Origin of the sequence: Brevundimonas sp. UBA7838, from assembly GCF_002500885.1 — a bacterium.
GTDB lineage: Bacteria > Pseudomonadota > Alphaproteobacteria > Caulobacterales > Caulobacteraceae > Brevundimonas > Brevundimonas vesicularis_C.
Map to the genome: position 1 here is coordinate 22982 of NZ_DLTK01000113.1, position 13277 is coordinate 36258.

Here is a 13277-nt window from a genome sequence, read left to right on the forward strand (position 1 = left end):
CCGCTTGGCCTCGCCCGTTCCACGGTCGCCTGTCCGTGCGATCTGGCTCGGCCGCGCAGCGCTGGCGATGGTGTTCGCCGGCTTCTTCATCGGCGGCGCGGTGTCCGCCTCTGAAGCCTTGGTGATGACCGGCCTCTTCGCCCTTCTGGCCTTTGCGGCGTGGGGCGGCGTCGGCGGTCCCGTCCCCCTGCGTCGACTCGCCTTGCCCGCGGCTGCGTTCTTTGTGGTTTTGTGCGTCGGTGTCGCTACCGTGATTCCAATGACCGACCCCTCGGTCCGTGTCGGGCTCTATCGGGCGGTCGGCGGTCATTCGCTCTCGATCGCGCCTGTTCACACCCTTGTCGAAATCGCCAAACTGCTCGGCCTGGCCTGCGCCTTCCTGACCGGCGTCTATGCGATTTCCGGGTTTCGGGCCGGAATCAAGGTGCTCGACGCCTTTATCGCGGGCACGGCGGTATGGACCGGCTGGAGCCTGATCCTCTATGTTCTGGAAGGCGGGCAGGCCCGTCTGGGCGCGCCGTTTCTCAGCCCCAACACGGCGGCGACGGTCGTTGGCGTCGGGGCTGTCGTAACGGCAGGTCGCATCCTGGGTGTGAAGAGCGTCAGGCTGAGAGCGGGCGGTCGATGGACCCTCGCCGTACAGGGCGGCGCTTTGTTGCTCATGATCCTGGCGCTCGTGCTGACCCAGTCCCGGTCTGGTCTCGCCGTGGTCGCGCTCAGCCTTCTGGGCCTCTACTTGTCTTGGCCGCGCCCCACCGAAGAACGCGCAAGAAGTCGGCTCTGGCTCGGCGGCGCCGGTCTCATCGTCCTCGCCTTTGCGCTCATCGAGGCGGGAGACGGTGTGATGGGAAGACTTGGCGGCATCGGGGGAGCGGCGGCTGATCGTGCGGCGATCTATAAGATCTACGCTTCGGCGTTCAGGGATGCGCCGCTGTTCGGCGCCGGTCTTGGGACCGGTTCACTGGTGACCAAGCTTGGCCTCACACCTCAAAGCTACGAGGCGCTGTGGAACATTCAGAGCGCGCATAACTGGGCCCTCCAGTGGTTGGCTGAAGGCGGGCTTGCGGCAGCCTTGCCGATGGGTGCGGCGATCGGGGCTTGCCTTTTGACGGCCATTCGCGGCCTGGACGCCCGATCTGCGCCCCTGTTGCTGCCGTTGCTCTTTGCAGATTCCGTCATTCTGCTCCATGGGATGACCGATTTCGCACTCCAGATCCCGGCTGTCGCCCTATGCTGGTCGTTCCTTCTGGGCGTCCAAGTCGCGATCGCCGAGAGGCCCTTTCGGAAGCGGAAACTCCGGCGTCGGCGCAGGGATGGATTGGCGCATGCAGACACAGTCTGACTCCCCGCGCAGCGGGTCCGTCGCCGTGATCATCGCGGCCTACAACGCGGCCGCGACGGTCCGGCTTGCGATCGAAAGCGCGCTGGCGCAGCCCGAGGCGATCGAGGTCTGGGTGATTGACGATGCATCGACTGACGAAACGGCCAAGCTCGCAGAAACGTGCGACGACGGCTCGGGACGGCTTCGGGTTGTCCGACAAACGGTGAACGGCGGGCCGTCCAGAGCCCGTAACATCGCGCTTTCAAATACTCGGGCGGCTTGGGTTTGCGTCCTGGACGCCGACGATGTCTTTGTCCCTGGACGCCTCGCGCGTCTTCTCGCCGAGGCGGACGGCGCTGAAATGGTCGCGGATGCGATCACGCGCGTCGCCTCCATCGGCGAATTGACCTCCGCCCAGAGCATGCCTTTCGAAGGTCGGTCCGGACCCTGGGTCACGGTTCCGCTTGACGTCTTCATCGACGGCAACGTCAGCCGACCGGGCCGTCACCGGGAGGAACTTGGTTTCATCAAACCTCTGATGTCGACGCCGTTTCTTCGCCGACACCGTCTGGCTTACGCCGAGCCGATGCGACTGGGAGAAGATTTTCTGCTATACGCGCAGGTGCTGGCCCACGGGGGACGGCTGCGGCTCGGTCCGGCTTGCGGCTACGTCGCCCTGACCCGCGCCGACTCGCTCAGCGGGCGGCATTCGATCGATGATTTGCACATCCTGCGTGACTGCACGGCTCAGCTCGCAAAAATCCGATCGCTGACCCCTGCGGAGCATCGCAACATCCGCCGGCATTGGCGGGATATCGATAACCGGCTTCAGTGGCGACGGCTCATCGATGCCGTGAAGGCGAGGGATTTCCGCGCCGCGCTCAGCGCCTTTCACGATCCCGAGGCGTCCCTGCAACTCGTCGGCAAACTCGCGGAGCAGGTCTGGCTGCGCGGGCGACGGCGGCTCACCGGTTCGTCAGAAACCGCCCCTGCAGGAAGCCGAACGACCAGCCCAGGTGCATGAGCATGGCGGCGACACCGGCGAAATAGCCGCATGCCGGTGACTTTGCAGAACGGGCGGCCTGCAGGCCGCCTGCCAGGCAAACCAGAACCCAAAGCAGGGCGGGCAGGGCTGCGACGATCGCCAGAGGACTGAAGACGACCGCGGCCAGCAGGGCCGCGATCCCGACGCCGACGGCGGGCAGCACAAGCGCCGGAGCCAGTTGACGAGGTTTCAGCGCCATACGGTGCTTCCGCGTCGTCCGCGCGCGGCCTCGACCATGATTGACGTACTGGCGAAACAGGGCGGCTGCGGAGCGGCGAGGATAGTAGTCGATCGGCAAGTCGCCCTGAAACCAGATCCGTCCTCCCGCTTCGGTCAGGCGTCGATCGTATTCGGCATCCTCATTGTGGGTGAAGGTCGGATCGTATCCGCCAATCCGCTTGAAGGCTTCCACGCGCATGAGGGCATGGTGACCGTGATCGATCCATCCGCTGCGCCCGCCAATGCGGTGCGCCGATCCGCCCGCGCCGATCTTTGAGTTTTGAGCCGTCGCAGCGGCGATTTGAAAACAGTCGCGACCGACTGTCCGCATTGGAACAACGACGGAATCCGCGCGTGTCCGCGTCGCGGCCGAGATCAAGGCCTGTGCGAAGTGGCGCGGATAGGCCGCATGAGCGTCGATCCTGATCAGAAACTGGCGATCGGCCGCATAGCGCTCGACGGCGAGATTGAGACCGGCGCTCTGAAAACGCGCCGGATTGGCCAACAAAACGACCCTTGAATCTCGGGCGGCCCAGTCTGACGCAATCTCCCGGCTTCCGTCCGTACTGCCGCCATCCACGATCACGATCAGATCGTTCGGCGAGGCGTCCTCGATGATCGATTCAATGAGGTGCGGCAGATGCGCCGCCTCGTTCAGGCAGGGGATGGCCATGAGAAGGCCGGAGGGTGTCATTCGGGTAGTTCCGTCAGCGCTTTAACGAGCTCTCGACAGTCTCGTCGAGTCGCGAACAGGTCTGCCGGGGCAAGGCCGTCCACCGCGTCACGGGACAATCGATAGCGCTCCATAGACATCTTATCCAGGGTTGTTTCAAGCTCGCTTTCGACATCATCCATCAGGATGCCCGCCCCGCGTTCTTCGAGCCAGCGACCGGTTTCAACGCCTCGCAGCGCCAGCAACGGCCGACCATGGGCGGCGCCTTCATAGAGACGATTGGGCAGCAGCCAGTCCGAGTTCTGTCCGGCTTCATAAAAGTCGATCGCCCAGACGAGATGAACAGCGCCATAGGCCGAGGGCAGATCACTGGCCTTGTACGGCCCATGGTAGGTCAATCCTGGCCACTGGGCCACGGCCGCGCTGAAGTCGTCGCCGAAGACGGCCGGTGATGGACGGCCGCGCAGATCGACCTGCACAAGTCCGGGTCTGCTCGCCGCCAATCGACCCAGGAGTTCCAGACTGCGCCGGCATCGCAACATTCCGAACCAGCCGATCCGCCATGGCGGGCCCTCCGACTGCGGCGGCGGCGGCGGCGGAGTGGACGCCGGCGCATCGTCCAGCGACAAGACCTTGTTTTCCAGAAGCAGCCTCGGCGCGGGCAGGGGCTGCAGGCGCTGGAAATAGGCGCGATCAAACGCTTTGGAGCTGATCACCAGCAGATCGACCCGTTTCAACAACGCCGCTTCGACGCGGCGCAGCAGGCGCGACTTCAGCCCGTCGCCGAGCATCACGCGGTGAATGTCGAGAACCTCGTAACACAGTCTGGCGTCGCTCCCCGCCAGCAGCAGGCCGCACCAGGCAAGAACCAGCATCTCGAGATTGCGAGCAAGGACGGCATCCTGTGACCGCACTCTTCGCCGCAGCGCCACGGGATTCAGAAGTCGCCACGCCACCATGAGCGCGCGCTGTCCCAGCGCCGCGTCCTGCGTACGCCCGAGGCTTTCCGCCTTCCAGTCGGCTGGCGGAGGAGAGGCGTTCCCTCTCAGAAATCCAGACACGGTCACCTTGGCGCCGCCTGCCTTCAACATGGTCAGGCGGCGTGCGACGGCTGGGTCGCTGAGATCCGGCGCCATGTACAGAATCCGCGGTTGGGCCGAGGCGGTGGTGGGCGGGTTCACAGCGTTCCCTCGTCGGCGGGGGCGGCGCCGGACGCGCGACGGGCGGTCTCGCTCGCCGCCATCAGCATCCATGCCGAGATGACGTCTGAAGGTTTGTCGCAAAGCGCGCGCAGGAGCTCGCGCCGGCGAATCCACCGCGCCTGACCCGGAGCAAGGACCATGTCCCGAAGAGCAACGTCCGACACTTTCGGAAGAATGTCGCGTCGCTGGCCCGGGGGTATGGTCTCAAACACCACGTCGACGCACCGAACCGCCAGGTCCAGCGTGCGGCCCAGACCCATATCGATCGCTTCCTTGTCGAGACGGGACCAATCCTCCGGCGACAACCGGCGCAGAAAACGTTCGGCGTCGCTCACATACCGACCCGCAGGCTCCCTGTGATGGAGCGCCTTGGCCACGCTCATCGCGGCGACGAGAAGGGCATGGTCGTCACGGAAAGTAAGAACCTCACCGCCGAGGAAGCTTGTGGGGTAGGCGCAGGCGATCAGTCGCTCGGTTCGCCGCGGCATCGGGCATCCGGGCTGCTGCAGGCGATGGTGGAGATCGACGGTCTGCGACCCGGCGTTATCGCGGAACTGCTGTTCAGCCAAAAACCATCTCCACCACAGCGTGTCCGTGTGGCGATCCAGATCGTAGCCCGCCCTCTGCAGGTGAGACGATACAGCGCGATAGGCCGACGGCCGGGTCAGAATATCAATGTCGGACGCCGGGCGGGCGAACGGCGTGCCGTAGAGATGCTGCTGCAGCACAACACCCTTATAGACCACGACAGGGTCCGTCAGCCCGCGCATGGCGGTCATCAACCGCCGCATTGACAGGAGACCGGCCCCATTCATCTGTGCGGTCAAGCGACGAAAACCCTGGACGATCTCGATGACTGCAGCCGTGGGAACGGTCTGGATCAACAGATCGCCCGTCAGGCCGAGCATCCGGTTCTGAGCCAGAAGCGTGGCTGCGGCTGGGCCATGGCCAGGATCGATGGTCCCGATCTCAGAACCGCCCCGCGCCCAAGCGCGCAGAATTTGCGCGGTCAACGGCAGCGCCGCCAGCAGCTGGCGGTCTGTGGCGCTTGGGCTCAGTGCGGAGGGCGATAGGGGCATAAATACGCGTGAGAGGGGAAAACTGTGTTTGCAACTCAACACTTAGCAGTCTCGAGGTCTCGATGTGAGAACTTTGTTCGCTTTCCATTTGACTCCTGAGCCGTATCGTTAAAGAGGTATGAATGCTGTTCCAAATCCATCTTGAGGAAGAAACCCATGACCACGGTCAAGACTCCCTATGAAGCCCCCGAAATGACGTCGCTGGGTTCGTTCGAAACCCTGACGCAAGGCGCCTCGCGCGGTTCGCAGCTCGACGCGACCTTCCCGACCGGCACCCCGTTCGGCGAGCTGACCTTCTCCTGATCGACTGGCGCAGCCGCGCCATTCGAGATTAGAAGCCAAACCGGCGGGATCTTTCGGGGTCCCGCCGTATTTCTTTGCGCCTAGCGATTGAGTCCGAGCGATGAACGAGACCTATGTGGCCGACCCGGAGGTGGTGGCCAGCGAGGTGGACGGTGGAGCGGCGTTGCTCGATCTGAGATCGAGCCAGTACTATGGGCTCAATCCAGTCGGGAGCTTCGTCTGGGACCAGATCCAGTCGTCCCGGACCCTTGATGATATCGTCGATGCGGTCGCGGAAGCCTTTGACGTTCAGCCGGACGCGTGTCGGGCCGATATCGATCGTCTGCTTGTCCAGTTCTGCGATGCGGGCGTGGCCCGACGAAATGGCTAGTCGATATGCCGGGGCAAGACTTGCGACATGGCGTTATCTCGCGGCGTCGTGGGTGTTCCTGATCATCTTCAGGATTGCACTCCGCCTTGCGCCGTACCGCATGGTCAAACATGTCCTCCCGGCGGCGCGCACGGCGCCGGCCCCAGATTGGGTGATCGCGCGGACCCGCTGGGCGGTAGCGAAGGCGGCGCGCGCGAGTTTCGGCGCGACCTGTCTTCCGCAGGCGCTGGCGGCGCAGGTCCTGCTGGCGCTTCAAGGTTACGCCGGAACGGTCCGGATCGGCGTAAGGCGGGGATCGTCCGGCCGGATCCAGGCTCATGCGTGGGTGCTGTCGGGCGAGAGGATCGTGGTCGGCGACGACGAGGCCCTTGAGGGGTTCTCACATCTGACCGATCTCGGTGCTCGCTCTTGACGGCGCTCGCAGCGGTCTGGGGCGCGCGGCCGCAACAGGTCTCGGCCCTTCTCGATGCGATGGGACCCCGTTCGGCGTCTCACCGATCGACCTTCGCCGAAACGGCCGATCTCGCCGTCGCCTGTGGTCACCATGCGGCGCGCGCAGGCCAGGGCGTTTGCATCGACGGGAATCTGGTGCTGGTTTTCGACGGCAGGCTCGACGACGGCGCCGAGCGGGCGGGACGCCGGGATCACCAGATCATCTTCGAGGCTTACAAAACCAGCGGCGTCGCCGGATTTGCTGAGTTGAAAGGCCAGTTCGCGCTCATCCTGTGGGATGGCGAGCGCCGTCGCCTGATTTGCGCGCGCGACGCCTTGGGCGCGAGGCCCTTGGTGTACCGCCAGACCGACGGGGGCTTTGCGGTGTGTTCGGAAGAGCGCGGCCTTGCGCCTCTCTATGGCGACGAGCCCCTACAGCCGCTTCGCGTGGCGGAGTTTCTGGCCGGCCGACCTGCGCCCATTGATGCGGGAATGCGCGCGTCGGTTCGGCGCGTGCCGCCCGGCGAGGCGGTGATCGTGTCCAATGGCGTGATCAAGCTGGAATGCTTTGATCGCCTTGCTCTGCCCGAGGCGACATCGGACGCCCCGGAGGACCAGATCCGGCGGTTCGCCGAGCTTCTTCGAACCTCTGTCGCCCGGCATTGCGCCGGCGAGAAGACCGTCGACTGCTTTCTGAGCGGCGGGCTGGACTCTTCGACTCTGGCGATGATTGCCTCGCGCGAAGTCACCGGCCCAGTCCGCACGCTGTCGCTTGTCGATGACAGCCATCCGGCCCTCAGCGAGAGACCCTACATCGACGCCGTCGTGCAGGCGGCGCCGTTCGACGTTCACCTGAGGAATGTCGCCGGCTATGACCCCTTCGCCGGCGCCGAAGACGCCCTGCGGCGTCATGCGGGCCCCGTCGCGGCTCCGAACCTGTTGATGATGAGACCCCTCTATCAGGACGCCCGAGAGGGCGCTCTTCTGCTGGATGGCCACGGGGGAGACGAAGTGGTCTCGAAGGGGTTGGGTCGGTTGCATGACCTGGCGCGCTCCGGTCGATGGATCACGCTCTACGCCGAGCTGCGGGGCGTGGCTGACCTCTACGGCGAACAGGCGTCGTCGATGCTTTGGTCGCTGTTTCGCGCCTACGGACCGGGCCGATACAAGCTGGCTGCCGTAATGTCCGTCGCGCGGCGATTGACGCGACGACGGGCGGCCCCGCGCGACGCCCTCGATTTGCTCGCCGAAGCGTTCCGGGCGCAATCAGGCATCGAGGAGGAGATCACGCGTCGTCGGCGGCCACGACCAAGCGACGGTCGCACGGCCGAACACGCCGTGCTCCTTGAGCCGCAGCAGGTCTTCGCCTTGGAGGTTCTGGATCGAGAAGCGCAGGACGCCGGGGTCGAGGCGCGCTGTCCGTTCTGGGACCGCAGCCTCATCGACTACTCCATGTCCTTGCCGCCGAGCGCCAAGTTGAAGGGCGGATGGACACGGCTGATCCTGCGACAGGCCATGGCCGGAATCCTGCCGCCTGAGGTGCTGTGGCGGAGGGACAAGCATGATTTTTCGGCGCAGCTGCGTCTGGGGCTGCAGCGCAGCGCAATCATCAGTTCAAGGGCGATCGAAGCCGCGCGGGCATCGCTCGCACCCTATCTCGATGTCGATCGCGTCCTCGCCCTGCGGGCTCGTCTAGACGACGACCGCCATCCCGTCAGCGGCGCCGATCTTCAGATGCTCTGGCGGATCGGCCTCTGGTCGATTTGGCTGCGCGTCCACAACCCGCGGCCCGTTCCTTGAACGCCATTGGCTGACATGTCCCGCATTGATCCACCACCCGCGTTTTGGCGCTATTTCGCGTTCGGTCTTCTGATCGAGTCAGACATCCGACTGCGAGAACTGGAGCCCTCGTTGGAGACGCGCGCAGCGGATCTGACGGTGGTGCGAGGGGACGCGCCGCATATTCTTCAAGGCCCGGGCGCGGCGGCCTTTCGTTTTGAAGGCGATCAAGCCTGGTTCAGCTGGCGCGATGTCGGAGATTTCTGGATCCGCAGCCGTGATGAAATCGTTTACCGACCGCGTGCCGATATCGACGAAGCCCTCGTCAGTCTGCCCCTTCTCGGGCCGGTCATGGGCGTCTTCCTTCAACGGCGCGGCCATCTCACGCTCCATGGCAGCGCGGTCGCGCTCGAGGCCGGCGTCGCCATTTTTCTCGGAGACAAGGGCGCCGGAAAATCGACGACGGCCGCGACCCTGATCAGGGCCGGCAAAACGCTTCTGACGGATGATATCGTCGCTCTGGAAATCGACGCGGTTCCGCGTCTTCACCCTGCCTTTCCCCAGGTGAAGCTCACCCGGGAGGCCAGCAACGCCGTCGTTCTGGACGCCTCGCTCATGGCGCGACCGCATCCGGACTTCGAGAAGACGCTGCTTCGACTGGACGGGGCCTTCAGCACGACGCCCCGAACGCCCAGCGCCGCCTTCGTTCTCGAACGCGGAAATCGCTTCGACCTGGTGAAGCTCGGCGGCGCCGACGCGCTCAAGGCCCTGATGCGGTTCTCGTACGCAACGCGATTTGGACGCGACCTCATCACGGGGGGCGCGGCCGCCGACCATCTCAGACAGTGCGCCGCGCTCAGTCGAGCGGTCCCCGTCTTCAGGATGATCGTGCCCGATGATCTGGACGCCCTGGCGGATTTGCCGGACTGGCTCGAAGGCCGGATGTCGACCCTTGAGGCAGGGGCTCAGCAATGACTTCCGCCAAGCCGTCCGGCATTCTTGGCGTGTTATCCTTCGCGCGTTACGTACTCGGCGCCTCGGAACGGCGCGCCGGCCCGGCTGCGCTGTTTCTCATCCTGGGCAGTTTGACCGAAGGTCTGTCGATCCTGCTGCTCGTTCCGCTCCTGACCCTCCTGGGACCGGGGGCGACTTCCGTCTCCATTCCCGTTCCCGAGCTCCTGACAGGACGGCCGGGCGTGACGATCGGCATGGGCCTGGCGACAGCGTTGATTCTGCTGACGACCGTCATCACGGCGCAAGCCCTGCTGATGCGCGCCAAAACCCTTTATATGGCCGATCTGCTTGTCGAGGTGGTCGATCGCCTTCGCATCAATCTGTTCTCGGCGATCGGGGGCGCGCGGTGGCGCTTCCTGTCCGCGCGTCGACACTCCGACCTTCATCAGGCGCTGACATCCGAGATTGATCGGGTCCATGTGTCACTCAATCACCTGCTGGCGCTGTTGCAGACCCTGGTGATCCTGTCGATCTACACAGGCATCTCGCTGATCATTTCGCCGACGATGACGCTGGTGGCTTCAGGGGTCGGGCTGTCATTCCTAGCCCTTCTGACGCCCCTGCGTCGGCGATCATCCGTCTATGGCACGGTGGTGACGGCTCAAAAACAGCGACAGTTGCGGACCGTCGACGCCTTTCTCGGCGGTTTGAAGGTCGTGAAAAGTCTCACGGCCGAACCCAGATACGTGCGCCGCCTCGACAACGACCTCTCGGACGCGCGCACCGAGTTCCATCGCTACATGGGCCTTGCCTCTCTCGCGGGCGCGCTGTTCCAGATCATGAGCGCCCTTGGCGTCAGCCTGTTTGTTTGGGTCGCGCTGACCGTCATGCGCGTACCCATGGCGCAGCTGATCGTCATGATCTTCCTGTTTATGCGAATCGCGCCGCGCTTTACGGCCATCCAATCCCACCTCCAGGAACTCATGACCAATCTGGAAGGCTTTCATCAGGTGCAGCGTTTGACACAAGCCTGCCGCGAGGAGGCCGAACCTGACCAGGGACGCGTTTCCGCCCTGCCTCTGAAAGATATGCTGACGTTCCACGACGTGAGTTTTCGCTATGGCGCGGGGCAGGCCGAGATCCTTTCCGGATTGTTCCTGGCCGTCCCCGCAAGGCGGATCACCGCCTTGATCGGTCCGTCCGGCGGCGGAAAAAGCACGATCGGAGACCTCATCCTGGGCTTGCTCGAGCCTGACGCCGGCCAGATCCGCATTGACGGCGTCGCGCTCGACAGCCAGGCCGTCAGAGCGTGGAGGCGATCCGTCGCCTATGTGCCCCAGGATGTCTTCCTGATGCATGACACGATCCGCGAAAACCTTCGAATCGCCCTACCGGGCGCCGACGAGGCCGCCATGTGGCGCGCGCTGGACATGGCCCAGGCCGGCGATTTCGTGCGGCGTCTTGATTTCCGACTGGACACGGTGGTCGGGCCGCGGGGGACGCGACTTTCGGGCGGCGAGCGTCAGCGGATCGCGCTGGCGCGTGCGCTCCTGATGGAGCCTCAACTCCTGATCCTCGATGAGGCGACAAGCGCGTTGGATTGGGAGAACCAAGGTTTGATCGCCAAAGCCATCGAGGGTCTGCGCGGCCGGATGACCGTCATCACGATCGCCCATCGGCCGTCAATGATCAGCTTTGCGGACTGGGTGCTCGCGATCGATGGCGGAAGGCTCGTCGAAGCCGGCGCCTATCGCGAACTCCGCGCATCGCCCGCGTCGGTGCTGTCGCGCATGATGGAGGGAGAGAACGGCCAGGTCGGCCCCGAACCCGATCGATCTTCGACCCGTGGAGCTCAGTATGAATCCGTCGCTTGAGCGCCCCCTGACGGAAGGCCGCGTGCATGTGCGCACGCCCACGTACCGCCGACCGGAACTTCTGAAGCGCGCCCTCCAGTCTCTGCAATCCCAGACGTGGTCGGACTGGGTCTGCGACGTTTTTGACGATGATCCGCAGTGTAGCGGCGAGTCGGTCTGTTCGGGGCTTGGGGACGCGCGCATCCACTACCACGCCAACGCGCCTCAGCGGTTTGCGTCACGGAATATCGATGCCTGTTTCGATCGATCCAACCCCCACGGCGCCGAGTTCTTTTTCGTCCTGGAAGACGACAACTATGTGTTCGACGGGTTTATCGCCGAGAACATCGCCCTGAGCCGTCGCGAAAGCGTCGAGCTCATTCTGCGCAATCAGGTGATCGATTACGATCTGACCGGAAAAGGGCGAGAGGTCTCGGCCTTCGGCATTCTCGAGCGCACCTATCGCGAAGGCCGACAGGCGGCCTCCGATATCCGACTTGGAGCCCTGTCGGGCATCGGCGTCTCGAACGGAGCGCTCTTCTGGTCGGTTCGCGCCAAGTCCGATCTCGAAATCGGAATGCCCTGCAACGCCTCGCTGCAGGAATATCTGCGGACCTTGGTGATTTCGGACGACGCCTATGTCGCGCTGACGCCCTTGGCGGCCTGGGCTTCAAACGGCGAAACCACCACGCGCAACCTCGGCGACAGGGCGGGTTATCTGAAGCGTGAACTCGCCCTCAAACGGGCGATCCAGCGGGTTCGCCGCCGAATCTGGGAAACGACCGCCCCTCTCGACCGTGGCGAGCTTCTGGCCGGACGCAAACTCCAGGCTTCGCCCGAAACGATCGCGGAGAACTTCGCCAAGGCCTTGATCTTCCAGGCGACGCCGGGCGCGCGTCCGCCCCTTCATCGCGTCAATGCGATCCTGCGTGGTCTTCTGATCCTGATCGCCGGCCGGATCGAACCCGGCCTGGAGGCCTATATCGCCTCTAAGCCCGATGCTTCGACAGTTTCCCGCGCGCCTTCCTCAACCGACGGACCGCCCCTTCGCTGATTGATCGCGCCAATCGCCTGCGACCTTCAGGATCGATCACAAGGGACGCGAGGGCGGCGAGCTCGCCAGATTTCAGGCGAGCCAGATTCGTTTGATAGGCTTTTTCTGCGACGAGAACGGACCGTCTGAAGGCCACGCTTCGCGCGTCATGACACGGCGCATTCACATCGAGCGTGTCCAGGGCGTCGATCATGCCCTGGACTTGGTCCGGCGACAGGCGGTAAGAGAGCGAAGAGGCATGGCGGCGATAGCGGTATCCAGGCTGCGGCAGGTAGAGATAACTGAACCCTGCGGCTGTCCACCGCGCCATCAGGTCGAGATCCTCGCCGATCACCAGCTCGTCTCGATACGGGATTGAGAGAGCCGACAGCCGTGAGCGTCGGATGACAGGCTTGAGATAACCGATTTCCGGCTGCGTCGCGCCCTTCAATCCGCCCATCATGAGGTCGGCGAAGGTCAGTCTGCGCTCAGACGGCCAGACGGAGGGATCGATCCAGACATGATCCTTCGTGCCGGGCGCCTCGTAGAAGGCGACAAGATTGTCGGCGACAGCGTCGACGCCCCTTGTCTCGGCGATGGAGACCAGGCGTTCCAGGCGATCCGGATCAATCAGATCGTCGGCGTCCACAATCGCAATCCATCGACCGCGGGCCTTTGCGATCGCAAGGTTTCGGGCGCCTGCTGGACCGGTGCCGAAGCCGGACAGAAGTCGTATGCGGCGATCTCGCACAGCGACGCTGTCGATTATGTCTCGTGTTCCATCTGTAGAGCCATCATCAACGACGATGATCTCCAAATCGCCGATAGTTTGGCGGAGAACGCAATTGAGCGCGCTCTCAATATATTTTTCAACATTGAAAGCTGCCATCACAACAGTCGCGATAGGCGATGCGTGCTCTTCTGAACCATGCGTTAGATACATCGGCGAGCCATCTTCAATTTAACGCCACTCGATACGCTGATGACGTCGTCGAATCTTCAAGTGTAAAAATG

13 protein-coding genes are annotated in these 13277 nt (G+C 64.0%); 9 read left to right on the plus strand and 4 right to left on the minus strand.

All coding sequences use genetic code 11. The features are described 5' to 3' along the window. The first annotated feature begins 4 nt into the window (after positions 1 to 4). Both B3T77_RS10760 and B3T77_RS10765 read left to right on the plus strand, forming a co-directional pair. A complete protein-coding gene (locus tag B3T77_RS10760; protein ID WP_169802136.1) occupies positions 5 to 1342 on the plus strand; it encodes an O-antigen ligase family protein in 1338 nt (445 codons plus the stop codon). After that, positions 1326 to 2345 carry a glycosyltransferase family 2 protein gene (locus B3T77_RS10765; RefSeq protein ID WP_066629659.1) on the plus strand — a complete coding sequence of 340 codons (1020 nt, stop codon included), beginning with the start codon at positions 1326 to 1328 and terminating at the stop codon, positions 2343 to 2345. Before B3T77_RS10760 ends, B3T77_RS10765 begins: the two co-directional genes overlap by 17 nt. Here the strand turns inward: B3T77_RS10765 and B3T77_RS10770 are convergent. Genes B3T77_RS10770 through B3T77_RS10780 form a run of 3 tightly spaced genes read right to left on the minus strand, consistent with a single transcriptional unit; the run spans position 2287 to position 5473 of the window. Beyond that, a complete protein-coding gene (locus B3T77_RS10770; protein WP_066629656.1) occupies positions 2287 to 3279 on the minus strand; it encodes a glycosyltransferase family 2 protein in 993 nt (330 codons plus the stop codon). The genes B3T77_RS10765 and B3T77_RS10770 overlap by 59 nt on opposite strands. Further along, entirely contained in the window at positions 3276 to 4394 is a 1119-nt protein-coding gene (locus tag B3T77_RS10775) for a hypothetical protein (RefSeq protein WP_066629693.1), read from the minus strand. The genes B3T77_RS10770 and B3T77_RS10775 overlap by 4 nt, the downstream gene beginning before the upstream one ends. A 41-nt stretch (positions 4395 to 4435) precedes the next feature. Beyond that, positions 4436 to 5473: a nucleotidyltransferase family protein gene (locus B3T77_RS10780; RefSeq protein WP_169802135.1), complete on the minus strand. Its 1038-nt coding sequence runs from the start codon at positions 5471 to 5473 to the stop codon at positions 4436 to 4438. 222 nt (positions 5474 to 5695) lie between these two features. Between B3T77_RS10780 and B3T77_RS10785 the strand changes: the two genes are divergently transcribed. The 7 genes from B3T77_RS10785 to B3T77_RS10815 all read left to right on the plus strand — a co-directional run bounded on the left by B3T77_RS10785 (position 5696) and on the right by B3T77_RS10815 (position 12284). Continuing rightward, positions 5696 to 5842: a lasso RiPP family leader peptide-containing protein gene (locus tag B3T77_RS10785; RefSeq protein WP_157076490.1), complete on the plus strand. Its 147-nt coding sequence runs from the start codon at positions 5696 to 5698 to the stop codon at positions 5840 to 5842. Between the two features lie 100 nt (positions 5843 to 5942). Then, complete coding sequence (locus B3T77_RS10790; protein ID WP_066629651.1) at positions 5943 to 6212, plus strand: PqqD family protein; 270 nt, start codon at positions 5943 to 5945, stop codon at positions 6210 to 6212. Further along, complete coding sequence (locus B3T77_RS10795) at positions 6205 to 6624, plus strand: lasso peptide biosynthesis B2 protein (protein ID WP_280513221.1); 420 nt, start codon at positions 6205 to 6207, stop codon at positions 6622 to 6624. The genes B3T77_RS10790 and B3T77_RS10795 overlap by 8 nt, the downstream gene beginning before the upstream one ends. Then, positions 6621 to 8444 (plus strand): asparagine synthetase B family protein, encoded by a 1824-nt coding sequence (locus B3T77_RS10800; protein ID WP_066629640.1) that lies wholly within the window; start codon positions 6621 to 6623, stop codon positions 8442 to 8444. The genes B3T77_RS10795 and B3T77_RS10800 overlap by 4 nt, the downstream gene beginning before the upstream one ends. 15 nt (positions 8445 to 8459) lie before the next feature. Beyond that, positions 8460 to 9398, plus strand: coding sequence for a hypothetical protein (locus tag B3T77_RS10805; RefSeq protein ID WP_066629638.1), 939 nt, complete (start codon positions 8460 to 8462; stop codon positions 9396 to 9398). Beyond that, positions 9395 to 11251 (plus strand): ABC transporter ATP-binding protein, encoded by a 1857-nt coding sequence (locus B3T77_RS10810; protein ID WP_066629636.1) that lies wholly within the window; start codon positions 9395 to 9397, stop codon positions 11249 to 11251. Before B3T77_RS10805 ends, B3T77_RS10810 begins: the two co-directional genes overlap by 4 nt. Further along, positions 11235 to 12284: a glycosyltransferase family A protein gene (locus tag B3T77_RS10815; protein ID WP_066629634.1), complete on the plus strand. Its 1050-nt coding sequence runs from the start codon at positions 11235 to 11237 to the stop codon at positions 12282 to 12284. The genes B3T77_RS10810 and B3T77_RS10815 overlap by 17 nt, the downstream gene beginning before the upstream one ends. Here B3T77_RS10815 and B3T77_RS10820 read toward each other — a convergent pair. Next, the gene (locus B3T77_RS10820) at positions 12220 to 13152 is read right to left on the minus strand and encodes a glycosyltransferase family 2 protein (protein WP_169802133.1); all 933 of its coding nucleotides are present in this window, start codon (positions 13150 to 13152) and stop codon (positions 12220 to 12222) included. The genes B3T77_RS10815 and B3T77_RS10820 overlap by 65 nt on opposite strands. Positions 13153 to 13277: the final 125 nt, after the last annotated feature.

Coding starts and splice junctions, on each gene's coding strand:
- B3T77_RS10795 (WP_280513221.1), top strand. CDS start 6,205: ATGGCTAGTCGATATGCCGGGGCAAGACTTGCGACATGGCGTTATCTC.
- B3T77_RS10810 (WP_066629636.1), top strand. CDS start 9,395: ATGACTTCCGCCAAGCCGTCCGGCATTCTTGGCGTGTTATCCTTCGCG.
- B3T77_RS10770 (WP_066629656.1), bottom strand. CDS start 3,279: ATGACACCCTCCGGCCTTCTCATGGCCATCCCCTGCCTGAACGAGGCG.
- B3T77_RS10775 (WP_066629693.1), bottom strand. CDS start 4,394: ATGGCGCCGGATCTCAGCGACCCAGCCGTCGCACGCCGCCTGACCATG.
- B3T77_RS10785 (WP_157076490.1), top strand. CDS start 5,696: ATGACCACGGTCAAGACTCCCTATGAAGCCCCCGAAATGACGTCGCTG.
- B3T77_RS10765 (WP_066629659.1), top strand. CDS start 1,326: ATGCAGACACAGTCTGACTCCCCGCGCAGCGGGTCCGTCGCCGTGATC.
- B3T77_RS10815 (WP_066629634.1), top strand. CDS start 11,235: ATGAATCCGTCGCTTGAGCGCCCCCTGACGGAAGGCCGCGTGCATGTG.
- B3T77_RS10805 (WP_066629638.1), top strand. CDS start 8,460: ATGTCCCGCATTGATCCACCACCCGCGTTTTGGCGCTATTTCGCGTTC.
- B3T77_RS10820 (WP_169802133.1), bottom strand. CDS start 13,152: ATGGCAGCTTTCAATGTTGAAAAATATATTGAGAGCGCGCTCAATTGC.
- B3T77_RS10790 (WP_066629651.1), top strand. CDS start 5,943: ATGAACGAGACCTATGTGGCCGACCCGGAGGTGGTGGCCAGCGAGGTG.